This is a genomic window from Pseudarthrobacter arbutini (assembly GCF_054510915.1).
The window spans coordinates 128,670-149,791 of sequence record NZ_JBTNDQ010000008.1; the positions used below are offsets into that span (position 1 = coordinate 128,670).

The following is a 21,122-nucleotide window of genomic DNA, read 5'->3' on the forward strand; positions in this document are numbered from 1 at the left end:
CGGGCCACAGAATGGCCCTGGAGTTTTTGTCCAGATAAACCGAGTTAGACCACCCGAAACCCGGATTATCTGGACAAAAACTCGTGGGTTAGACCATCGTGAGCACCATGCCGGGTTCGGCCAGGATGGCGCCAACGTCGGCGAGGAACCTCGAACCCTGCTCCCCGTCCACCAGGCGATGGTCAAAGGACAGGCTCAGTGTCATGACCTGGCGCAGGGCCACCTCATCCTGGAATTCCCACGGCATTTTCCGCACGGCCCCCATGGCCAGGATGGCAGCCTCGCCGGGGTTCAGGATGGGAGTACCCGCGTCGATGCCAAAGACCCCGATATTCGTGATGGAGATAGTGCCGCCGGACAGGTCAGCCGGCGCGGTCTTGCCGGCCCGTGCCGTCTCGGTCAGCCCGGTCAGGGCTGCGGAGAGTTCCAGCAGCGACAGGGTATCCGCGTCCTTGATATTCGGCACGGTGAGCCCGCGCGGAGTTGCGGCGGCGATGCCCAGGTTCACGTAGTTGAACTGCACGATCTCCTGGCTGGCTTCCTCCCACCGCGAATTCAGCGACGGGTTCCGCCGCAGCGCGATCAGCACAGCCTTCGCCACCAGCGTCAGCGGTGTGAGCTTGTAGCCGGAAAAGGCCCGGCTCGTCTTCAGCTTGGCCAGCAGGTCCATGGTGGGCGTGACATCCACCGTGAGGAATTCCGTCGCGTGGGGAGCCGTGAACGCACTTGCCACCATCGCGGCGGCCGTGAACTTGCGGACACCCTTGATCGGAGTCCGAACTTCCCGCCCACCCTGTGGCGCCAGTCCGGCGGGGGAAACCGAATCGGATACGGCGGAAAGATGGCGTACCGGTGCCGACAATTCGCCGCCGCCAACAAAATTCTGGACATCCTCCCGCGTGATCAGGCCGCCGGCTCCGGTGCCCGCGACCGCGGCTAGCTCGACGCCGAGGTCCTTGGCCAGTTTCCGGACCGGCGGGGTGGAGCGTGGACGCTCCGCGGCGTCGGTTTCGACAGGCTCAACCGCCGGCGCTGCGAAGTTCCGCGCCCGGCGGGCGGGACGGCCTGAGCTTTCGACGACGGCGCCGTAACCAACCAGGTTCGGCTCGCGTTTCGCCGTCCCCGCTGCAGCAGTGGCCGCCCCGGTGGGCGCAGCCCCTGAAGGTGAGGCGCCGCCGTCGTCCGCTACTTCGAAGGAGACGATCGGCTTGCCCACCTCCACGATTGTTCCCGGCTCTTCATGGAGCGCAGTGATCACGCCCGCGAAAGGTGACGGCAGCTCCACTACGGCCTTGGCGGTTTCCACCTCGGCGATGACCTGGTTCAGCGTCACCGTGTCCCCCACTGCCACTTTCCAGCTGAGGATTTCTGATTCCGTGAGGCCTTCGCCGAGGTCCGGGAGCCTGAATTCCTTGATCATGGTGGCGCTCATCCTTCCAACCCGCTGAGGGAGTTCGGGCGTCCGAGGGCGCGGTCCACGCCGTCGAGGATCCGGTCCAGGCCGGGCAGATGGTGCATTTCGAGCTTGGAGTACGGGTAGGGAATATCGAACCCGGTGATACGGACGGGGGCGGTTTCGAGGTGGTAGAAGCACCGCTCGGTAATGCTGGCCGCAACTTCGGCGCCCAGGCCACCGGACTGGCCGGCTTCATGGGTGACCACCAGCCTGCCCGTTTTCCGGACGGATGCTTCAACGGTGGCGTAGTCCACGGGTGCCAGCGAGCGCAGGTCGATGACCTCGATGGAGATGCCTTCGTCGGCGGCCGCGGTTGCTGCGTCCTTGGCCGTCTTCACCAACGGCCCGTAGGCCACGAGCGTCACGTCCGTGCCCTCGGTGACAACGCGGGCGGAGTCCATGGGCAGCGCGGTGCGCGGATCGATGCCCTCATCCACTTCACCCTTGTCGTGGTAGCGGCGCTTGGGTTCGAAGTACAGTACCGGGTCATCGGACAGGATGGCCTGCTGGATCACGGTGTGTGCATCCTGCGGGTTGGAGACGCTGACCACGCGAAGCCCCGAGGTATGCGTGAAGTACGCCTCGGGAGACTCGGAGTGGTGCTCGGGTGAGCCGATGCCGCCTCCGAACGGGACGCGGATGGTGATGGGCATCTTCACGGCCCCCTGGGTGCGGTAGTGCAGCTTTGCCACCTGGCTCACGATCTGGTCGAAGGCAGGGTAGATAAAGCCGTCGAACTGGATCTCCACCACCGGGCGGTACCCGCGGTAGGCGAGGCCGACGGCGGTGCCCATGATGGCCGACTCGGCCAGCGGGGTGTCCACCACACGGTGGGTGCCGAAATCCTTCTGCAGGCCGTCGGTCACCCGGAAAACACCGCCGAGGGTACCGATGTCCTCGCCCATGAGGATGACTTTTGGATCGTTTTCGAGGGATTTGCGCAGGCCGGAATTGATGGCGCGGGCAAAGGTCATCTGGGTCATCAGCGTGCACCTTCTTCTGAGGTGGCTCCCGCGGGATCGCCGAAGGAAGCCAGGTAACGGGCGTAGTGGTCCTGCTGCCGGTCCAGCCACGAGTTGGGCTCGCTGTACACGTTCTTGAAGATGTCCATCGGCTCCGGATCCGGCATGCCGATGCAGCCTGAACGGATTTCGCGGGCGACTGACTCTGCCTTGTCGTGGACGTGCTGCTGGACCTGCTCCGTGAGGAGTCCTTTGCGTTCCAGCAGTGCCTTGATCCGTAGGATGGGGTCCTTTGCAGCCCAGTCCTCCAGTTCATTGGCGTCACGGTAGCGGGTGGGATCGTCGGCGGTGGTGTGCGGTCCCATGCGGTAGGTGACCGCTTCGATGAAGGTAGGTCCGCCACCGTGCCGGGCACGGTCCAATGCCACGCGCGTGGCTGCCATCACGGCCAGCACATCATTGCCGTCCACCCGGAGGCTCGGAATGCCGAATCCGGCGGCCCGGTCCGCGATCTGGATGTGGGACTGCAACCGCACAGGCTCCGAAATTGCCCAGTGGTTGTTCGAGCAGAAGAAGACCACGGGTGCCTGGAAGCTGGCGGCAAAGACCATGGCCTCGTTGACGTCGCCTTCGCTGGTGGCACCGTCGCCGAAGTATGTCACCGCCACCGAGTCCGCGCCGTCGTTCTGGATGCCCATGGCGTAACCGGTGGCATGCAGGGTCTGCGCGCCGATGATGATCTGCGGGGTGGCCATATTCACGGAGTACGGATCCCACCCGGAGGAGGCCGTGCCACGCCACACCCGCGTAATGTCCGTCAGGTCCACGCCGCGGCAGTACGCCACGCCGTTTTCCCGGTAGCTGGAGAAGACAAAGTCGTCCTCGCGCAGGGCCCTGCCGGAACCGACTTGCGCCGCCTCCTGCCCCAGCAACGGGGGCCAAAGACCGAGCTCGCCCTGACGCTGGAGGGCGGTGGCCTCAACATCGATCCGCCGGATGACCGTCAGGTCCTCGTAGAGGGAACACAACTGCTCATCCCCGATGTCCTTCACCCAGGGGTCAAACTCCGGGTGGCTGATCCGCTCCCCTGCCGGGGTAACCAGCTGGATCAGGTTCCTGTCTGTAGACACGATGGCACGCAACCTTCTCACGTCGTTTGACCGGAGCCTGGGGACTTGTGGTCCCGCCCGCCGCCGGCCGCCCGGGCGCCGTTGCCCCGGATATTTGTGACCCTACTCACAATGCTCAATGGGTACAACCACCGCGGCGGATATTGCGCATAGTGCCCTGTTTGCACTGCCCTGACCGTGCTAACGTTGCGCATTATGCAAGCTTTGGATGGCACGGACACGCGGCTGCTCTCGGCACTGGCCCGTGACCCCCGGCGGACCGTGGTGGCGTTGGCCCAGAAGCTGGGGCTGTCCCGGAACACCGTGCAGGCGCGCATGGCCCAGCTGGAAAAGAAGCACGTCTTCCTGTCCTTCGAACGGCGTATCAACCCGGCGTCCCTGGGCTATCCGCTCATGGCGTTCATTTCCGTCCACGTCCAGCAGCAGAAACTGGGACAGCTGGCCCATGACCTCGCCGGCATTCCGGAAATCCTGGAAGGCTACGGCCTCACCGGCTCCGCTGACCTCCTGCTCCGGGTAGTGGCCCTGGACGCCGAGGACCTCTTCCGGATCAACGGGAAAATCCTGGCGTGCGATGGAGTGGACAGGACGGACACCGCACTGGCCATGAGCGAACTCATCCCGTTCCGCATCCAGCCGCTGCTCGAGCGGGGATCCGGAGACGCTTAGGGCCAGCAGCCCTTATTACCGCCCCGATACCCAGCCCCGGCGGGCTGGGTTATAGGCTGTTCCAAGGTGAATCCATGGGTGCCGTTCAGCGGGTCCCAACAATAAGGCAGTGCCAGTGCGTTGCCGGAAAGGCTCCATCGTGAGCAATCCTCAGGGACCGTACCAGCCGGTCCAGCCGGCGGCCTGGCCCGCGCCACCAACGGGGCAGCCCGCGCAACCATCGGGGCAACCCGGCAACCCCGGGGAGCATGGCGCGCCACCGCTGCCCGGCAACCCGCCACAGCACGGTGAGCCGGGGCAATACGGCGCACCAGGGCAATACTCGTCCGAGGGGCCATTCGGCCTGCCCGGACAAGAGCCCCCGGCGCAAAGCCGCCGGAAGCTGTGGACCATCCTCGGCGTTGTAGGCGGTGTCCTGCTGCTGGCGGTCGTCGGTGTCCTCATCCTGGTCAACATTGTCAACGGAGCCACCAACCATGCCCGGGGCCTGGCTGACAGCTTCACCAAGCTGGTGATTGCCGGCGACAGTTCCAAGGCCTACGACGACTATCTTGACCCCGCCCTCCATGAGCAGCTGACCAAGGAGGACTTCATCGCCGGTATCAAGACCCTGGAGATGGACAGCACCTGCAAGACTGCCTACAACGAAGTCACGGCCAGCACCGAGAACGGCACCAAGGCGGCCGACGTTGCCGGCCTCATCACCTGCGACGGCGACAAGAAGATCGACCTCGTCTACCGCTTCGAAGGCACCGACGAGCTGAAAATGATCAACATCAAGCTCAAGCCCCAGGCCTAGCGCCACACAACCCAAGCCAGCACCCCATCCGCACGGGGACATGGTCCGAATTGCTTCTACGAGGATCCCATTCGGGATCCCGCAGTCTGGCCGGGACAAACCGTCCCCGCCTTACCGGAAGGATTCGGGCCATGCACACTTCTCCGAACCGCCTTGTCGCCACCGTCTTCGGTGCCGTTTATCTTCTTGTCGGTCTCCTGGGTTTCGTGGTGACCTCCGGCATCGGCTTCTTCGCCACGGAGGGCGCCAACCTCATCATTTTTGAGGTGAATCCCCTGCACAATGTCATCCACCTCGCGATCGGCGGCGCACTTCTGTACGCGGGCCTGAAAAGCACGGCCATGGCCCGTACGGTCAACACCGGCGTGGGTGCCGTCTATCTCCTGGTCGGTGTGCTTGGGCTGTTCCTGCTGACCTCGCCACTGAACATCATCGCGCTCAACGGTGCCGACAACGTCCTCCACTTGGCCAGCGCAGTCCTGCTGCTGGGCGTGGGTCTGTCCATGGACAAGTCCGCAACAGCCGTCCGGGCGTAGCCGGCCATGGCTGCCGAGCCAGGAGAGGGATGGGCCGTCCCGGCCGTCCGGCTCTTCGGCGGCTTCGCAGGATTCGGGGCCGGCTCAGTGAACCTCGCCGTTTCCTCAAGCCTCCTCGCGGAGCCGGGAGTGTCCGGCTCCGTCTGGCAGCCAGCCCTGGCGGTCGTCTCCGGCGGCTGGGGAGCGGCCCTGATCCTCTGGACCGTCCTGGCCTTGCACCGCGGACGGATTGTCGGGTCCGGGCGGACCGTGGCGTTCCTGCTGACGGCATCCGGGGCGCACGTGGCGGCCCTTGCCTTCAGCAGCGACACGTCCAGCCTTCACCTCAGCCACCTCGCAGCGCTGCTGCTGACGCTCATGATTGTCGCGTCGGCCGCCTGGCTGAAGGGGCGCCGGCTCCGGGGAATGGACGACGACGGCATGGCGCCCGCCGCTGCCAGGCCGGGCATCCTGCTGCTCACCGCTTTCGCCGGTGCCGTGCTGGTGGCCGGAATCGCGACGCCGGGACTCGCCGCTTCCACAGCGGGCCAGTTTGCGGTGCCGCATGGTCAGCACGGCGGTCCGGCCGTGCCGGCGGGCCACCATCAGCGCTGACGCCCCCGCCTTTGAACGTCGCCCCCAGCTGAGCGTCGCCTGCAGTTGGAACGTCAGAGAGCCCCTGTGCCTTGCGGCACAGGGGCTCTCTGACTGTCAGCCGGTTCCGAAGTCCCGGTTTGCTCCGGACTGTCGGCTTGTTCGGTACTCAGTCATCAATCAGTGGTCCACGGCTTTCTCCGCACCCACACCGGTCAGGGAGCGTACTTCCATCTCGGCCTGCTTGGCCGAGTCCTCGCGCTTCTTGTCCAGCACCGTACCCAGCCAGCCGAGCAGGAACGCCAGCGGGATGGACACAATGCCGGGGTTGCTCAAGGGGAAGAAGGCGAAGTTGGCCCCCGGGATCATGGAGGTCTTCAGGCCGGAAACCACCGGCGAGAAGGCGATCAGGACAATGGCCGAGCCCAGGCCGCCGTACATGCTCCAGACCGCACCCTGGGTGGTGAACCGGCGCCAGAACAGCGAGTAGATGATGGTCGGGAGGTTCGCCGACGCCGCGACGGCAAAGGCGAGCGCTACGAGGAAGGCCACGTTCTGGCCGTTGGCGAAGATACCGCCCAGGATGGCCATCACGCCGATGACCACCACGGTGCGCCGCGCCACCTTGACCTCGGTGTCGGCGTCGGCCTTGCCCTTGGAGATGACGCTGGCGTAGATGTCGTGGGCAAAGGAGGCTGCGGCGGTGATGGTCAACCCGGCCACCACAGCCAGGATGGTGGCGAAGGCTACGGCGGAGATAAAGCCCAGCAGCAGCGGCCCGCCCAGGTGGAAGGCCAGCAGGGGTGCGGCGGAGTTGACGCCGCCGGGGGCTGACTTGATGGTTTCGGCGCCAACCAGTGCAGCGGCTCCGTAGCCCAGCACCAGGGTGAACAGGTAGAAGAGGCCAATCAGCCAGATGGACCACACCACGGACTTCCGGGCTTCCTTGGCCGTGGGCACGGTGTAGAAGCGCATCAGGACGTGGGGCAGGGCAGCCGTTCCCAGGACCAGGGCGAGGCCCAGGGACATAAAGTCCAGCTTGGAGGTCTCGGTCTTGCCGTACTGCAGGCCGGGGTTCAGTACAGCCGGGTTGCCGGCGGTATCAACCGCCGCACCAAGAAGGCTGGAGACGTTGAAGCCGTAGATGGCCAGGACCCAGAAGGTCATGACTGCCGCGCCCGCAATCAGCAGGATCGCCTTGATGATCTGGACCCAGGTGGTGCCCTTCATCCCGCCGATCAGGACGTACATGATCATCAGGGCGCCGACGACGATAATCACCAGTGCCTGTCCGCCCCAGTCGCTGATGCCCAGCAGCAGCGAAATGAGGCTGCCGGCTCCGGCCATCTGCGCGAGCAGGTAGAAGAAGCAGACGGCGAGGGTGGAGATGGCCGCCGCGATGCGGACCGGCCGCTGCTTAAGCCGGAAGGAAAGGACATCGGCCATGGTGAACTTTCCGGTGTTCCGGAGGAGTTCGGCCACAAGCAGGAGCGCCACCAGCCAGGCCACCAGGAACCCGATGGAGTACATAAAGCCGTCATAGCCGTTGATGGCGATGGCGCCGGTGATCCCCAGGAAGGATGCGGCGGACAGGTAATCACCGGCAATGGCCGTTCCGTTCTGGGAACCCGTGAACGAGCGGCCGGCAGCGTAGTAGTCCGCCGCGGTTTTGTTGTTCCGGCTGGCCCGCAGCACAATCACCATGGTGACGGCGACGAACAGCCCGAAGATGCCCATGTTGAGCAGCGTGGTTTCTTTCAGGTCGGCAACGTCTACGGCCGTGGCAATCCCGATCATTTGGTCACTCCACTCAGGATGTTGCCGTCCTTATCAAACTCATGGCCTTCGATTTCGTTGCGGATCTCCGCCGCGATGGGGTCCAGCTTCCGGTTGGAGTAGCTGACGTACCAGCCGGTGATGGCGAACGTGGAGACGAACTGCAGCAGGCCCAGGATCAGGCCGACGTTGATGTTGCCCCACACTTTGGTGGACATAAACTCGACGGCGTAGTCAGCCAGCAGGACATACGCGAAGTACCACAGCAGGAATGCCACGGCCATGGGGAACACAAAGCTGCGGTGACGTTTGCGCAGTTCCTGGAACCGCTCTGTCGACTGGACCTGTTCGAAGTCCACGGACGCCGCTGCGTCCGGAGTGTGGGCATCGTTACCCATCGTTCCTCCTCATTGAGACTTGCCTGGTTCACACGGACCGGCCTGCGGACAGGATGCGGACAATGTGACTGCAATCACTCTGCGCTGCGGTAGTCGCCTATTCCAGAACCATGGCCGGAACGGTCGCTCAACGGTTACGATGCTGCGACTAACGGCACCCGCCGCTACGCTGGGCACCATGCCGGACTCCCCGCTCCTGACCGCCGCCGCAGTTGCGGTGATTGTGCTGGCGATCGCCGTCGTCGTCGGCGTTGGCATCAAGCTGCTCCGATCCTTCCGTGAGCTGGGCACCGACGCCGAGCGCGCGACGTACAACACCCTCCACACTGCATCGAGTGCCGGGCAGCATCTGCGTACGGGCCTCAATCCGGCAGGCGCCGCCAAGGCGAGCCGGCAGCTAAGGAACCTGCTGGGCTGCGATGCGCTGGCCATCACCGATACGGCCGGGGTGCTCGCCTGGGACGGTGCCGCGGAGGAACTGAAGCCCCGGTTGATGGACCTGGCTGCCGACGTCCTGCTCGGCGGCCGGACCGCGGTGCTCCAGCCGCGGGACCTGGGCGCAGGGCCTGCCTCCGGAAGCTTCGCCGCCGTCATCGCTCCGGTCCGTGCGGGCTCACGGGTGGTGGGCGTCGTGGCGGCGTTTGCCCCGGCGGCGGGCGCGGGCCTGGTCCGTGCCACCAGCGAAGTGGCGGACTGGGTGGCCGTCCAGGTGGAGTTGGCTGAGCTGGACGCGTCCCGGACGCTGCTGATGGAAGCCGAGGTGCGGGCGCTGCGTGCCCAGATCAGTCCGCATTTCATCTACAACTCGCTGAACGCCATCGCGTCGTTCATCAACACGGATCCGGAGCGGGCGCGCGAGCTGGTGGTGGAGTTCGCTGATTTTACGAGGTACTCGTTCCGGCGCCACGGTGACTTCACCACGCTGGCGGAGGAACTGCGCTGCATCGACCGGTACCTGCTGCTGGAGCGCGCCCGCTTCGGTGACCGCGTCCAGGTCAGCCTGCGGATCGCGCCTGAAGTCCTGAGCACCGTCATCCCGTTCCTGAGCCTGCAGCCTCTGGTGGAGAACGCCGTCAGGCACGGCCTGGAGGCCAAGGAAGGGGCGGGCCACATCACCATCACGGCCAATGATTCGGGCGCCTATGCGGAAGTGACCATAGAGGACGACGGCGTGGGGATGGACCCTGCCGAGCTCCAGTCGATGCTGGCCGGGCACCACGACGGCGACCACGTGGGGCTGCGCAACGTGGACGCCCGGCTCCGACAGGTTTACGGGGACCAGCACGGCCTGGTGATCGAGACAGCCCCGGGCGAGGGAACGCTGATCACCATGCGCGTGCCCAAGTCCCAGCCCGGCCACGACGCCTGAACCTGGCGGCCTGATCCCAGCCGCCTCCGGCGGCTAATGTAGGACCATGATTAATGTCCTCGTCGCCGACGACGAGCTACCCGCCGTGGAGGAGTTGGCCTATCTCCTTGGCAAGGATGACCGGATCGGGGTCATCCACCGGGCCATTTCGGGCACAGAAGCATTGCGGGCCCTGAACACCGCAACGGTTGACGCCGTCTTCCTGGATATTCACATGCCCGCCGTGTCCGGCCTTGATGTTGCCCGCGCCATCGCGCGCAGCAGCAAACCGCCGGTGGTGGTGTTTGTCACCGCGGACGAGGACTGCGCCCTGGAGGCGTTCGAGCTTGCCGCCGTGGACTACCTCCTTAAGCCCGTCCGGGCCGAGCGGCTGTCCCGGACGGTGGGACGGATCAGCGAGCTACTGCGCGACGGCGGCGGGCCCGCCCCCGAGATGATCACCGTTGACCAGGGCGGCACCACCAGGATGATCAGGCGCGACGACGTCACGTACGTCCAGGCACAGGGCGACTACGCCCGGCTGCACACCGCGGATGCCAGCTATCTCATCCGGGTTCCGCTGGCAGACCTGGAGCAGCAGTGGGCCGAGGCCGGGTTTATCCGGACGCACCGGTCCTACCTCGTGGCGCTGAAGCATGTGCAGTCCATGAAGCTGACGGCGGACAAACCCAGTGTCTCGGTGGCCGGTGCCGGCCTGCCCATCAGCCGCCGCCACCTTCCCACGGTCAGGGAAAAGCTGGAAGCCACCCGCATCCGGCCGCAGGCATGACCCGCGTCCGTGTCACTGCTCCGCGCTCGGCACCCCGGCCGGCCCGGGAGTCGCGCGAGGCGGCGGAGGAATCCGAGGTGGGGCAGGTCTTCGTCCGCTCCCTGATCCGTTCCCAGCTGCGGCTGGCCCTGGTGGTGGCCATCGGCTTTATGCTGATCCTGTCTGCGTTCCCGTTGCTGCTGGCAGCCCTACCGGGACTCGCCGAGACACGGATCGCGGGGATCCCGTTCGACTGGATCCTGCTCGGTGCAGGCATCTACCCCGTCATCGGCCTCAGCGCCTGGTTGTATATCCGGACCGCCACACGGAACGAGGCCCGCTACCGGGACCTCGCCGGGGACGAGTGATGGCCCTATGAATCCCGCGGTTGGTGTGGTGGCGCTTGTTGTTGTTTCGCTGGCAACGGCCGCCATCGGGTTCTACGGTCTGCGGATTTCCCGGACCACCGGCGATTTCTATGTGGCTTCCCGGACCGTCAGGCCATGGTGGAACGCCTCGGCCATCGGCGGGGAGTACCTCTCGGCAGCGAGTTTCCTGGGCGTGGCCGGGCTGATCCTGCTGTCCGGTACCGACGCCCTGTGGTTTCCCGTGGGCTACACCGCCGGCTACCTGATGCTGCTGCTCTTTGTTGCCGCACCGCTGCGCCGGTCCGGCGCCTACACGATCCCGGACTTCACCGAGGCGAGGCTGGATTCGCGCGCAGTCCGCCGTGTGACCAGCGTGGTGGTGGTTGTGGTGGGCTGGCTGTACATTGTGCCTCAGCTCCACGGCGCGGCCTTAACCATCCGGATCACCACCGGGCTGCCGGCCTGGGTAGGCTCCGTGGCCGTGGTGGTTGTGGTGTGCCTGACTGTTGTGGCCGGCGGCATGCGCTCCATTACCTTTGTGCAGGCCTTCCAGTTCTGGCTGAAGCTCACCGCCCTTGCCGTGCCCGTCCTGTTCATCGTGTTCACGCTCGCCGGTGACGGGAGTGCCGCCGTGGCCCCCGCCGTCGTGAATCCCACCGGGCTGGCCCCGGCCGGGCCGTACCAGAACATCTCGCTGCTGGTGGCGCTGCTGTTCGGCACGCTGGGGCTCCCCCACGTCCTGGTCCGCTTCTACACGAATCCGGACGGACACTCGGCACGGCGGACCACGCTGATCGTGCTCGGGCTGCTCTCCGTTTTTTACCTGTTTCCCACCGCCTACGGGCTGGTGGGGCGAATGTTCGCGCCCGAACTCGCCCGGTCAGGGCAGGCGGACGCGGTGGTTCTCCTGCTGCCTGGGCAGCTGATCGGTGGAACCGCGGGCGACCTGCTATCAGCGTTGGTGGTGGCCGGGGCCTTCGCCGCGTTCCTGTCCACCACCTCCGGCTTGGTGGTCTCGCTGGCTGGCGTGATCAGCCAGGACGTCCTGGGCGGCAGCGTGCGGGGATTCCGGCTCGCCGCCGTCGTCTCCGCTGTGGTCCCGCTGGGATTTGCCGTGATGACTGATTCCCTGGCTCTGGCCGGCAGCGTGGGCCTGGTGTTCGCGTTTACCGCCTCCACTGTGTGCCCGGTGCTCCTGCTGGGCATCTGGTGGCGGGGACTTACCGATGCCGGTGCCATTGCCGGAATGGTGACCGGCGGCGTCCTCTGCGGCGGCGCCATGGTGTGGGGAACGGTCCTGGGCGCTTCCGGCACGCCCTTCTGGCTGGCCCAGCCGGCGGCGTGGACGGTTCCCGCCGCCTTCGCCGTGATGGTTCTCGTCTCCCGGGGGACAAAACACCGGATTCCGCGGACCACGAGCCGCGTCATGACCCGGCTGCACACTCCCGAACGGCCGTTGGTGACCGAACGCTGAGTCCCGTGATCAGCTAACGGGCAGTCAGTCGATGGCCGCCATGAGTTCAACCACGCGGTCCAGGAAGGCATCAACCTGGGTCTCTTCGTAACCGTCCTTGCCCACGGCGGGACGGAAGACCATCCGGCGGACATTGTCCACGCTGAGCGGTTTGTCCTCTTCGAGGTAGCCGATCAGGTCGTAGCAAAGATTATCCACGTCCAGGATGTTGTAACTCCGGGCCTTCTTTTTTGACGGGCGCCGGAAGCGCTCACCGTCAGGCCGGTGGAGGCGGCCCCGGAGGATCCCGGAGAGGCTGCCGATCTCCCGCAGCCAGGCATCCTCGCCCTTGGCGGCGATCAGTTCGTCCCGTTCGCGGCGGGCGAAGGCGTCTTCGAGCCGGTCCAGCGCTGCGTCGACGACGGCGGCAGCGTAGCCTCCCTTGACCGGGTCAAAGGAGACGCTCCGGACATCGGCGCTGGTGACGGCGTGGATGGCGGCCTTCGGCGTCTCGAGTGCCACCCTGGCCCGCTGGAGGAACTGGTCCACCTGTTTGGCGTTGTACCCGAATTCGTTGCCCCGCACGCGCTCAAACGACGCGGGGATTTTCCGTTGAAAGTCCAATGCCACTGTTGTTCCTTTGTTGCTTCAGCTGGGTCAGGTTACGAGGTTACGCACCAGTCTATTGGCACTGCCGGCGGTCCGGCGGAGATGGTCCGAGAGGGTCGCGTTAGACGCCCGCAACCAGTGCGAACAGCACAAATGCAACGGGACATGCGAAGACAATGGAGTCCAGGCGGTCCATAACGCCCCCATGTCCGGGCAGGATGCTGCTCATGTCCTTGACCCCGAGTTCACGCTTGACCATCGACTCGGCCAGGTCTCCTGCGGTGGACGCTGCAACGACGCCAACGGCGAGGATCACACCCACCCACCAGGGTTTGCCCAGCAGGAAAATGCTGGCAAGGACGCCGATCAGCATGGCCCCGGCAATGGAGCCGGCGAAGCCTTCCCATGATTTCTTGGGGCTGATCTTCGGGGCCATGGGGTGTTTGCCCAGCGATGCGCCCACGAGGTAGCCGAACGTGTCGTTCGAGACCACCAGCAGCAGCATCACGGCCACCTGCCAGGCCCCGGGCGGCACGGTTCCGCCAGGCCAGAGACCGACCGGGGTGGCGACGCCGACGGCGTGCAGCGGCAACGTGGCGAAACTGATGAAGAACGGGACCCAGCCCAGCGTGAACACGCCGGCAAAGATGCTGTTCGCTGATCCGGCGGGGTTCTCCACTGAACGCCAGAGGAGGACGGCCACGCAGCTCAGGAGCATGGCGAAAAGCAGGCTCTCAAGACCGCCGAGATAGGCGGCGAACGGCATGGCGACTGTACCCACCATGACCGGGACGATGGGCATCCTGGTCCCGTTCGCCTCCAGGGCACGGAAGATCTCCCAGACTCCGAAGACCGCGAACCCGGTGGTAACAGCCACGAATCCGAGCGGAAGGAAAACCAGGCCGCCCAGCACGCCGATCAGCATGGCCAGGCCCACCACAATGGCTGCCGGAAGATTCCGGCCGGCCTTGGGCGTCGGATTGCTCCGCAACTGTTTCCCCCTGGTGCGCGCCCTTTGGGTGGGGGCCTGCTCTGCCTGGCTCATCAGACTTCGAGCAGCTCTGCTTCCTTGCGCTTGAGCAGCTCGTCGATGCCGTCCACGTGCGATTTGGTCAGGCCATCCAGTTCCTTTTCGGCGCGGCTGCCCTCGTCCTCGCCGGCTTCGCCGTCCTTGACGAGCTTGTCCAGCGTTTCCTTGGCCTTGCGCCGGATGTTGCGGATGGAGATCTTCGCGTCCTCGCCCTTGGTCTTGACGATCTTGACGTATTCCTTGCGGCGTTCCTGGGTCAGGTCCGGGATGGTGATCCTGATGACGTTGCCGTCGTTGGAGGGGTTGGCGCCCACCTCGGAATCACTCAGGGCCCGCTCGATGTCGCGCAGTGCGGTCTTATCGAACGGCGTGATGAGGATGGTGCGCGCGTCCGGAATGGCGAAGGAGGCAAGCTGCTGCAGCGGGGTGGGCGAACCGTAGTAGTCCACCAGGACCTTGTTGTAAAGGCCCGGGTTAGCCCGTCCGGTGCGGATCGAGGCGAAGTCTTCCTTGGCTACCTCTACCGCCTTGTCCATCTTCTCTTCGGCTTCGAGCAAGGTTTCTTCGATCACTGTCTCTCCTCAGAAATCAGTGCAGTCCGGGTACCGGTTCCCTGCACAATCTTGGTTCATGGTTCCTGGTTCCATTGTTGCCCGGTTGCGGGCATGGAACCGTGCTCAGATCATCCTAGCTGCAGCTACGGGGTCACCAGGGTACCGAGCTTTTCGCCCAGGATGGCGCGGGTGACGTTCCCTTCGCCTTCCATCCCGAAAACCACCATGGACAGGTTGTTGTCCTTGCACATGGTCATTGCGGTCTGGTCCATGACCCTGATGTCGCGGCGCAGGGCGTCGTCGTAGCTCAGCGTGTCCAGCTTCTCGGCAGTGGGGTCCTTCTTGGGATCCGCAGTGTAGACGGCGTCCACGCCGCTCTTGGCCATCAGGACGACGTCCGCGTGGACCTCCAGGGCGCGCTGGGCGGCCACTGTGTCCGTGGAGAAGTACGGCAGGCCGGCTCCGGCGCCGAAGATGACCACGCGGCCCTTTTCCATGTGGCGGATGGCCCGGCGGGGAATGTACGCCTCGGCGACTTGCCCCATGGTGATGGCGCTCTGGACGCGGGTTTCAACGCCGGCCTGCTCCAGGAAGTCCTGCAGTGCCAGGCAGTTCATGACGGTGCCGAGCATGCCCATGTAGTCGGCGCGCGAGCGGTCCATGCCGCTCTGGGACAGTTCCGCGCCGCGGAAGAAGTTGCCGCCGCCGACGACGATGGCAACTTCCACTTCCGGGACCGCTGCGGCGATCTGCTTGGCGACGTCGCGCACGGTGTCGGGATCAACGCCCAGCTTGCCGCCGCCGAAGACCTCGCCCGACAACTTCAGGAGGACGCGGCGCCTGCTTTTCTCTGGCTGGCTTGAAGAATTGACGGCTTCCATGGGTGCCTTCCCGTTGGTGAACTCTGAAAAAGGTTATCGTGCCCGGTGGCCAAAGGTCTCATCGGACGTTTAGCCATTGCATGCAAAAGGGGCGGCCACCGAAGTGGCCACCCCTTTGCGGATTCGACTAGGAGCCGACGCGGAAACGTGCGAAGGACGTGCCCTTGACGCCGGCCTCTTCGAGGACCTGCGCCACAGACTTCTTGGCGTCCTTGGCGAAAGCCTGGTCAACCAGGACCTCACCCTTGTAGAAGCCCGTAACGCGGCCTTCCACAATCTTGGACATTGCAGCCTCGGGCTTGCCTTCAGCCTTGGCGGTCTCTTCGGCAATGCGACGCTCGGACTCGACCAGGTCGGACGGAACGTCTTCGCGGGTCAGGTAGTTCGGGGACATCGCTGCGATGTGCACTGCAACGTCGTGTGCGGCGGTGGCAGCGGCTTCGCCTTCACCGTCAACAGCGAACAGGACGCCGACCTGGGCCGGGAGATCCTTGGACGTCTTGTGCAGGTAAGCGTCAACAGTGCCGCCCTCAATGCGGGACAGCTTGCGGACAACAACCTTTTCGCCGAGGATTGCGCCTTCTTCGACGACAACCTCGGACAGCGGCTTGCCGTCAACTTCGATGGCCAGGAGGGTGTCGAGGTCGGCGGCGCCGGACTCCACAGCCACGGCCAGGACCTTGTCGGCCAGCTGGATGAACTTGTCAGCCTTGGCGACAAAGTCGGTCTCGCAGTTGACCTCGATCATCACGCCGACGCCGTTGCTGACCTTTGCGGCCACCAGGCCTTCAGCGGTGGAGCGGCCTTCGCGCTTGGTAGCGCCCTTGAGGCCCTTGATGCGGATGATCTCGATGGCCTTTTCGGCGTCACCGTTGGCTTCGTCAAGAGCCTTCTTGACATCCATCATGCCGGCGCCGGTGCGCTCGCGCAGAGCCTTGATATCAGCGGCAGTGTAGTTCGCCATGTGAACCCCTCTGTCTAGAAAATGTATGTGGTGTACGGACCGACAGGACAGCGGCTCACCGGGTGAGCCGCCATCCTGTCAGGTGCTCCGGCGCTGCAGGCAGCGCCCGAGAATCCGGATTTGCTAGTGTTAGTTGTCAGCGTCGGCGGCGGGAGCCTCGGCAGCAGCCGGAGCTTCCTCGGCAACCGGAGCAGCTTCTTCGGCTGCCGGAGCGGCAGCTTCTTCAGCAGCCGGAGCAGCCTCAGCGGCAGGTGCTTCTTCAGTCTTGCTGCCTTCGAGGAGTTCGCGCTCCCACTCAGCCAGCGGCTCTTCCGGAGCTTCCGTGGTGCCCGTGGCGCGGTTGTGGCGGGCGATGAGGCCCTCAGCAACGGCGTCGGCGACAACACGGGTCAGCAGGTTCACGGAGCGGATGGCGTCGTCGTTGCCCGGGATCGGGAAGTCGACTTCGTCAGGATCGCAGTTGGTGTCCAGGATGGCCACAACCGGGATGTTCAGCTTCTTGGCTTCGTCAACGGCCAGGTGTTCCTTCTTGGTGTCCACGATCCAGAGCACGGAAGGTGCCTTGGTGAGGTTGCGGATACCGCCGAGGTTGGTTTCCAGCTTGGTGAGTTCACGGCGAAGGAGCAGCAGTTCCTTCTTGGTGTACGCGGAACCGGCGACGTCGTCGAAGTCGATCTCTTCCAGTTCCTTCATGCGCTGGATGCGCTTGGAAACGGTCTGGAAGTTGGTCAGCATACCGCCGAGCCAGCGCTGGTTCACGTAAGGCTGTCCAACACGGGTAGCCTGCTCAGCGATGGATTCCTGGGCCTGCTTCTTGGTGCCGACGAAGAGTACGGTGCCGCCGTGTGCAACGGTGGCCTTTACGAACTCGTAAGCACGGTCGATGTAGGACAGCGACTGCTGAAGGTCAATGATGTAGATGCCGTTGCGCTCCGTGAAGATGAATCGCTTCATCTTCGGGTTCCAACGGCGGGTCTGGTGTCCAAAGTGGACGCCGCTGTCAAGCAGCTGGCGCATAGTTACGACGGGCATGCCGGCGCTCCTTCCGGCAGGTCATTCATGAGAGAGCCTTTCAGGCCCTCTTACCCTGCCAATAGTTGACGGTTAATTAGCGTGGCCCAAGGCGGGCCGTGCTCCTGGCATCCATTGCGACTCTCATCAGGACCGCGAGGCCCTGACCGCAAGAGACACAATCCTCCTCATACAAAGCCGGGGCTTCAGATTTGGAGGGCTGGATACGCGTAGTCAGTTGCTGCTCCCCCGCATTCCTGAATGAGGCGTGCCGACGCAAGCGTTGAGGGCACAGCAAACTGCTCCACCAAGTGTACAACAGGAGCCAATAGCCGAAGAACAACCCGAGGGCCTTCGACTGGCGTTTTCCACATGGCCAAAGTGCGCACTCCCGCTGAGGGATCCGGCACGCAAAGCTGGGTTTATGAAAGCAATAGTTGCCCTCGCGGCAGTGCTCTTACTGCCGGCCGCGGCGGCTCCAGCGGATACAGCGCCGCGCGCTTCCTGGGAGTGGCCGCTCTCCCCCAGGCCCGCGGTGCTGCGCGCCTTTGACCCGCCGGACAAACCGTGGATGAGCGGGCACCGTGGCGTGGACCTTGAGGCAACGCACGACGGCGTCCCGGTCACCTCGCCGGAGTCCGGCACCGTCAGTTTCGTGGGAGTAGTGGTGGACCGCCCCGTGATCACCATCGATCACGGGGGCGGTCTCCGCAGCAGTTTTGAGCCAGTCGAAAGCCCGCTCACGGCCGGGGCCGTGGTGGCGAAGGGCGAGATGATCGGAACGCTGCAACCCGGGCACTGCGGCGCTCTTGCCTGCGTCCATTGGGGCGTCAGGCAGGGGGACACCTACGTCAATCCGCTGGAATTCGTCACCGACCTCCGCCCGTCCATCCTGCTGCCCCTTGGGCTGGACACTGGCTGACCGCCGAGCGCTGACGGCTGACGGCTGACGGCTGACGGCTCTAGACGATCGCCGAGATCCCGGTGATGGCTCGGCCGGTCACGAGGGTGTTAATCTCGTGGGTTCCCTCATACGAGTAGATGGCTTCAGCGTCGGCAAAGATCTTGGCCATCTCGAAGTCGGTCACGATGCCGTTGCCGCCCAGGAGACTACGGCCGATCGCCACGCTCTCGCGCATCCGGGCGGTGGTAAATGCCTTGGCCAGGGCGGACTGTTCATCCTTGGCCTGGCCGGCATCCTCCAACTGGGAGAGCCGGACCATCATGCCCATGGAGCTCACGGCGTTCCCGAGGATCTGCACCAGCTGGCTTTGGACGAGCTGGAACGACGCGAGCGGGCGGCCGAACTGGTGGCGTTCCACGGCATAGCGGCGGGCCACGTCAAAGGCTGCCAGCTGCTGTCCGACTGCCTGCCAGCCGACGGACAGCCGCGTGACCTTCAAGACCTTGTTGGTGTCGCGGAAGCTGTTGGCGCCCGCCAGCTTGAAGAAGTCCGGAACCACCACGTTCTCCAGGACGATGTCTGCGTTCTGGACGGTCCGAAGGGAGATCTTGTTTTCAATCTTGGTGGCGCTGAAGCCGGGCAGCGCCGTATCCACGAGGAAACCCTTGACCTGGTTGTCGGCGAGGTCCCGGGCGTAGACGACCACCCAATCCGAGAAAGTAGCGTTGCCGATCCAGCGCTTGGCGCCATTGAGGATCCACGTGTCGCCGTTTCGCTGTGCTGTGGTGCGCGTGCCGCCGGCTACGTCGGAACCTCCCAGCGGCTCCGTAAGACCGAACGCGCCGATCTTCTTCAGCGAATAGATATCCGGGAGCCAGGCGTCCTGCTGTTCCTGGGAGGCCAGTGCTTCGATGGAGCCGGTAAACAGTCCGTCGTGCACGCCCATGAAGGTGGCGATGGAGGTATCGGCGCGCGTGGCCTCGGCATGGACCAGGCCGGCAAACAGGTTGGAGTAGCCCTGGCGCCTGACCGGACTCACCAGGTCGATTTCGGCCAGCTTGGGAATGAGCTCCATGGGGAACTCGCCGCGGTTCCAGCAGTCCACGGCAATGGGCCGGACTTCGCGGGCGAGGAAGCCCCGGATCTCGGCGAGCCGGTCCTGCTCCTTGGCGGTGAGAAGCTGCTCGAAGGCGAAGAAGTCGCCGTCGGCGTACGGAAGGTTGTTGATGTCAACAGAGGCTTTGGACATTTGGTTCCCTCGCAAAGATCAGCAGCGCGGACAGGCCAGCCATGGCAGGACAGGCCGGGACTCAGCGGCACGGTAAGTTACTGGTCAGTAACATATCGCAGATTGCGGGAAAACGAAAGAAACCGCGGCCGACGATCTCTCGTCAGCCGCGGTTCCACGATTGTTTGGTTCCTGCGGTGTTGTGCTTGGTAGGGCTACTCGGACTTGAACCGAGGACCTTAGGATTATGAGTCCCGCGCTCTAACCAGCTGAGCTATAGCCCCCTGCCCTTGCCGGCGTGGTCCGCGGAGGACTTCGGCTTCATCAGGGCAAAAACACTCTAGCAAACAGTGGCGGGCATCAGGACCACGCAGTTAGGGCGCCGGGGTCCGGGCAGGCTGGAGCGGGCCACTGCGAGACCAGTGTCAGAGGGCTTTGTCGTCGTAGCTTGCACCCCGGTAGAGGTCCTCGAAGGTCTGCAGTGTGCCCTCGATGCTGTGCGGTTCCACCATCCGCCGGCTTGCCTGGCCCATTGCCGCCCGTTCCTCGGCTGGCAGCTGGAGGATCCGCGTGATCTTGGCTGCGAGGTCGTCGCTGTCGTTGGGTGTGAACAGATAGCCGTTCTCGCCGTCGCGCACCAGGTGCGGCAGGGCCATGGCATCCGCCAACAGGACGGGCGTGGAGGCAGACATCGCCTCCAGGGTCACCAGGGACTGAAGCTCGGCGGTCCCTGGCATGCAGAAAAGATCCGCCTTGATGTAGGCCTCCCGGAGGTCCTCATCGCTGGCCAGTCCCAGGAATTTCACCCGCTCCCCCAGTCCGAGCCGTTCCGCATGCGCTTCAAGAGCCGCGCGGACTTCGCCGCCGCCCACAATTTCCAGGTGGACGTTGAGCTCTGCGGGCGTCTTGGACACGGCATTGATGAGCACGTCCACGTGCTTTTCCTCGGCCAGGCGCCCCACAAACACCACTGTTGGGTGGGCGTTTGGTTCGATCACTTCGCCGGGCTGCAGCTCATAGGCTGCGGAGTCAATGCCGTTGGAGAGTGGCAGTACCTTGTGCAGGAAAGCGTGCTGGTGCATGGCCTTGGCGGCCAGGGGTGTGGGCGTGGTGACGACGTCGGCCTGGCCCATGACCTTGCCCATGTCCTTCCAGGAGATCTTGCCGATGATGTCCTTGAACCACTGCGGGAACGGCAGGAACGGGTTCAGGTTCTCCGGCATGAAGTGGTTGGTGGCCACGATCCTGATGCCCCGCTTCGCCGCTTCGTAGAGGACGTGCTCGCCGATCATGTAGTGGCTTTGGATGTGCACCACATCGGGCTTGATCCGATCGAAAAGGAGGCCGATCTCCTTCTTGATTTCCCAGGGGAAGCAGATACGGAAGTAATCGTGGGTGAAGACCCCGTGGGAACGGAGCCGGTGCACGGTGGCCTCGGAGCGGAACTCGGTGAAGCTCGCGCCGTCGTCCGCACGGCAAGCCAGCACATGCACGTTGTGGCCGCGTCCGCTCATGCCGTTGGCCAGACGGTAGCTGAACTGCGCGGCCCCGTTGATGTGGGGCGGGTACGTATCAGCGGCAATCAGGATGGTCAGGGGAGGCTGGTCAGAGGGCGTTGTCACGTGAAGAGCTCCTGAAGGTCACGGCACGGGCAGCTGTCGCTGGCCGCACCGGTTGGCCGCCGGCACGGTAGCGCGGGGCCTC

General features: G+C 64.7%; 22 protein-coding genes and 1 tRNA gene. 9 read left to right on the forward strand and 14 right to left on the reverse strand.

The window, feature by feature from the left end; all coding sequences use genetic code 11:
• Nucleotides 1-88: 88 nt before the first annotated feature.
• The 3 genes from ACX80V_RS11045 to pdhA are packed head-to-tail and all read right to left on the reverse strand — an operon-like array spanning nt 89 to nt 3,548.
• The gene (locus tag ACX80V_RS11045; protein WP_485843155.1) at nt 89-1,432 is read right to left on the reverse strand and encodes a dihydrolipoamide acetyltransferase family protein; all 1,344 of its coding nucleotides are present in this window, start codon (nt 1,430-1,432) and stop codon (nt 89-91) included.
• Nucleotides 1,429-2,439, reverse strand: a complete 1,011-nt coding sequence (locus ACX80V_RS11050) for an alpha-ketoacid dehydrogenase subunit beta (protein ID WP_058929524.1) — start codon at nt 2,437-2,439, stop codon at nt 1,429-1,431. The genes ACX80V_RS11045 and ACX80V_RS11050 overlap by 4 nt, the downstream gene beginning before the upstream one ends.
• Nucleotides 2,439-3,548 carry a pyruvate dehydrogenase (acetyl-transferring) E1 component subunit alpha gene (gene pdhA / locus ACX80V_RS11055; RefSeq protein ID WP_485843156.1) on the reverse strand — a complete coding sequence of 370 codons (1,110 nt, stop codon included), beginning with the start codon at nt 3,546-3,548 and terminating at the stop codon, nt 2,439-2,441. Before pdhA ends, ACX80V_RS11050 begins: the two co-directional genes overlap by 1 nt.
• A 195-nt stretch (nt 3,549-3,743) precedes the next feature.
• On the opposite strand from pdhA, the gene ACX80V_RS11060 reads away from it, so the two are divergent.
• The 4 genes from ACX80V_RS11060 to ACX80V_RS11075 all read left to right on the forward strand — a co-directional run bounded on the left by ACX80V_RS11060 (nt 3,744) and on the right by ACX80V_RS11075 (nt 6,146).
• Entirely contained in the window at nt 3,744-4,217 is a 474-nt protein-coding gene (locus tag ACX80V_RS11060) for an Lrp/AsnC family transcriptional regulator (protein WP_058929526.1), read from the forward strand.
• A gap of 139 nt (nt 4,218-4,356) precedes the next feature.
• Nucleotides 4,357-5,016 carry a hypothetical protein gene (locus tag ACX80V_RS11065; protein ID WP_485843157.1) on the forward strand — a complete coding sequence of 220 codons (660 nt, stop codon included), beginning with the start codon at nt 4,357-4,359 and terminating at the stop codon, nt 5,014-5,016.
• Between the two features lie 131 nt (nt 5,017-5,147).
• Nucleotides 5,148-5,552, forward strand: coding sequence for a DUF4383 domain-containing protein (locus tag ACX80V_RS11070; protein ID WP_252613678.1), 405 nt, complete (start codon nt 5,148-5,150; stop codon nt 5,550-5,552).
• Nucleotides 5,553-5,558: 6 nt separating this feature from the next.
• Entirely contained in the window at nt 5,559-6,146 is a 588-nt protein-coding gene (locus tag ACX80V_RS11075; protein ID WP_485843158.1) for a hypothetical protein, read from the forward strand.
• A gap of 159 nt (nt 6,147-6,305) precedes the next feature.
• Here ACX80V_RS11075 and ACX80V_RS11080 read toward each other — a convergent pair whose 3' ends face one another.
• Nucleotides 6,306-7,922: a monocarboxylic acid transporter gene (locus ACX80V_RS11080; protein WP_485843159.1), complete on the reverse strand. Its 1,617-nt coding sequence runs from the start codon at nt 7,920-7,922 to the stop codon at nt 6,306-6,308.
• Nucleotides 7,919-8,299 (reverse strand): DUF485 domain-containing protein, encoded by a 381-nt coding sequence (locus tag ACX80V_RS11085; protein ID WP_104063077.1) that lies wholly within the window; start codon nt 8,297-8,299, stop codon nt 7,919-7,921. The genes ACX80V_RS11080 and ACX80V_RS11085 overlap by 4 nt, the downstream gene beginning before the upstream one ends.
• Nucleotides 8,300-8,477: 178 nt before the next feature.
• On the opposite strand from ACX80V_RS11085, the gene ACX80V_RS11090 reads away from it, so the two are divergent.
• Genes ACX80V_RS11090 through ACX80V_RS11105 form a run of 4 tightly spaced genes read left to right on the forward strand, consistent with a single transcriptional unit; the run spans nt 8,478 to nt 12,258 of the window.
• Nucleotides 8,478-9,668 (forward strand): sensor histidine kinase, encoded by a 1,191-nt coding sequence (locus ACX80V_RS11090; RefSeq protein WP_485843160.1) that lies wholly within the window; start codon nt 8,478-8,480, stop codon nt 9,666-9,668.
• Between the two features lie 46 nt (nt 9,669-9,714).
• Nucleotides 9,715-10,437 (forward strand): LytR/AlgR family response regulator transcription factor, encoded by a 723-nt coding sequence (locus ACX80V_RS11095; RefSeq protein WP_058929530.1) that lies wholly within the window; start codon nt 9,715-9,717, stop codon nt 10,435-10,437.
• Nucleotides 10,434-10,784, forward strand: coding sequence for a hypothetical protein (locus tag ACX80V_RS11100; RefSeq protein ID WP_058929531.1), 351 nt, complete (start codon nt 10,434-10,436; stop codon nt 10,782-10,784). Before ACX80V_RS11095 ends, ACX80V_RS11100 begins: the two co-directional genes overlap by 4 nt.
• A 7-nt stretch (nt 10,785-10,791) precedes the next feature.
• Entirely contained in the window at nt 10,792-12,258 is a 1,467-nt protein-coding gene (locus ACX80V_RS11105) for a sodium/solute symporter (protein ID WP_485843161.1), read from the forward strand.
• Nucleotides 12,259-12,282: 24 nt separating this feature from the next.
• Here the strand turns inward: ACX80V_RS11105 and ACX80V_RS11110 are convergent, their stop codons facing one another.
• From ACX80V_RS11110 to rpsB, 6 genes are all read right to left on the reverse strand, one after another.
• Complete coding sequence (locus tag ACX80V_RS11110) at nt 12,283-12,867, reverse strand: DivIVA domain-containing protein (RefSeq protein ID WP_485843162.1); 585 nt, start codon at nt 12,865-12,867, stop codon at nt 12,283-12,285.
• Between the two features lie 100 nt (nt 12,868-12,967).
• On the reverse strand, nt 12,968-13,891 hold the full coding sequence (locus ACX80V_RS11115) for a phosphatidate cytidylyltransferase (protein WP_248761834.1): 924 nt from the start codon (nt 13,889-13,891) through the stop codon (nt 12,968-12,970).
• The gene (gene frr / locus ACX80V_RS11120; RefSeq protein WP_056348274.1) at nt 13,891-14,448 is read right to left on the reverse strand and encodes a ribosome recycling factor; all 558 of its coding nucleotides are present in this window, start codon (nt 14,446-14,448) and stop codon (nt 13,891-13,893) included. Before frr ends, ACX80V_RS11115 begins: the two co-directional genes overlap by 1 nt.
• Before the next feature lie 125 nt (nt 14,449-14,573).
• Complete coding sequence (gene pyrH, locus ACX80V_RS11125; protein WP_056348271.1) at nt 14,574-15,311, reverse strand: UMP kinase; 738 nt, start codon at nt 15,309-15,311, stop codon at nt 14,574-14,576.
• Between the two features lie 127 nt (nt 15,312-15,438).
• Nucleotides 15,439-16,275, reverse strand: coding sequence for a translation elongation factor Ts (gene tsf, locus ACX80V_RS11130; RefSeq protein WP_058929534.1), 837 nt, complete (start codon nt 16,273-16,275; stop codon nt 15,439-15,441).
• Nucleotides 16,276-16,404: 129 nt separating this feature from the next.
• Nucleotides 16,405-17,307 (reverse strand): 30S ribosomal protein S2, encoded by a 903-nt coding sequence (gene rpsB / locus ACX80V_RS11135; RefSeq protein WP_485843163.1) that lies wholly within the window; start codon nt 17,305-17,307, stop codon nt 16,405-16,407.
• 403 nt (nt 17,308-17,710) lie between these two features.
• Between rpsB and ACX80V_RS11140 the strand changes: the two genes are divergently transcribed.
• Nucleotides 17,711-18,208 carry a murein hydrolase activator EnvC family protein gene (locus ACX80V_RS11140; protein ID WP_485843164.1) on the forward strand — a complete coding sequence of 166 codons (498 nt, stop codon included), beginning with the start codon at nt 17,711-17,713 and terminating at the stop codon, nt 18,206-18,208.
• Between the two features lie 40 nt (nt 18,209-18,248).
• On the opposite strand, the gene ACX80V_RS11145 is transcribed toward ACX80V_RS11140, so the two are convergent.
• From ACX80V_RS11145 to ACX80V_RS11155, 3 genes are all read right to left on the reverse strand, one after another.
• Nucleotides 18,249-19,439 carry an acyl-CoA dehydrogenase family protein gene (locus tag ACX80V_RS11145; RefSeq protein ID WP_252607870.1) on the reverse strand — a complete coding sequence of 397 codons (1,191 nt, stop codon included), beginning with the start codon at nt 19,437-19,439 and terminating at the stop codon, nt 18,249-18,251.
• Between the two features lie 186 nt (nt 19,440-19,625).
• A tRNA-Ile gene (locus ACX80V_RS11150) sits at nt 19,626-19,702 on the reverse strand.
• A gap of 141 nt (nt 19,703-19,843) precedes the next feature.
• The gene (locus ACX80V_RS11155) at nt 19,844-21,040 is read right to left on the reverse strand and encodes a glycosyltransferase (RefSeq protein ID WP_485843165.1); all 1,197 of its coding nucleotides are present in this window, start codon (nt 21,038-21,040) and stop codon (nt 19,844-19,846) included.
• Nucleotides 21,041-21,122: the final 82 nt, after the last annotated feature.

Coding starts and splice junctions, on each gene's coding strand:
- rpsB (WP_485843163.1), bottom strand. CDS start 17,307: ATGCCCGTCGTAACTATGCGCCAGCTGCTTGACAGCGGCGTCCACTTT.
- ACX80V_RS11075 (WP_485843158.1), top strand. CDS start 5,559: ATGGCTGCCGAGCCAGGAGAGGGATGGGCCGTCCCGGCCGTCCGGCTC.
- ACX80V_RS11080 (WP_485843159.1), bottom strand. CDS start 7,922: ATGATCGGGATTGCCACGGCCGTAGACGTTGCCGACCTGAAAGAAACC.
- tsf (WP_058929534.1), bottom strand. CDS start 16,275: ATGGCGAACTACACTGCCGCTGATATCAAGGCTCTGCGCGAGCGCACC.
- ACX80V_RS11100 (WP_058929531.1), top strand. CDS start 10,434: ATGACCCGCGTCCGTGTCACTGCTCCGCGCTCGGCACCCCGGCCGGCC.
- pyrH (WP_056348271.1), bottom strand. CDS start 15,311: ATGGAAGCCGTCAATTCTTCAAGCCAGCCAGAGAAAAGCAGGCGCCGC.
- ACX80V_RS11105 (WP_485843161.1), top strand. CDS start 10,792: ATGAATCCCGCGGTTGGTGTGGTGGCGCTTGTTGTTGTTTCGCTGGCA.
- ACX80V_RS11145 (WP_252607870.1), bottom strand. CDS start 19,439: ATGTCCAAAGCCTCTGTTGACATCAACAACCTTCCGTACGCCGACGGC.
- ACX80V_RS11085 (WP_104063077.1), bottom strand. CDS start 8,299: ATGGGTAACGATGCCCACACTCCGGACGCAGCGGCGTCCGTGGACTTC.
- ACX80V_RS11090 (WP_485843160.1), top strand. CDS start 8,478: ATGCCGGACTCCCCGCTCCTGACCGCCGCCGCAGTTGCGGTGATTGTG.
- ACX80V_RS11140 (WP_485843164.1), top strand. CDS start 17,711: ATGAAAGCAATAGTTGCCCTCGCGGCAGTGCTCTTACTGCCGGCCGCG.
- ACX80V_RS11115 (WP_248761834.1), bottom strand. CDS start 13,891: ATGAGCCAGGCAGAGCAGGCCCCCACCCAAAGGGCGCGCACCAGGGGG.
- ACX80V_RS11045 (WP_485843155.1), bottom strand. CDS start 1,432: ATGAGCGCCACCATGATCAAGGAATTCAGGCTCCCGGACCTCGGCGAA.
- ACX80V_RS11070 (WP_252613678.1), top strand. CDS start 5,148: ATGCACACTTCTCCGAACCGCCTTGTCGCCACCGTCTTCGGTGCCGTT.
- ACX80V_RS11060 (WP_058929526.1), top strand. CDS start 3,744: ATGCAAGCTTTGGATGGCACGGACACGCGGCTGCTCTCGGCACTGGCC.
- ACX80V_RS11050 (WP_058929524.1), bottom strand. CDS start 2,439: ATGACCCAGATGACCTTTGCCCGCGCCATCAATTCCGGCCTGCGCAAA.
- ACX80V_RS11095 (WP_058929530.1), top strand. CDS start 9,715: ATGATTAATGTCCTCGTCGCCGACGACGAGCTACCCGCCGTGGAGGAG.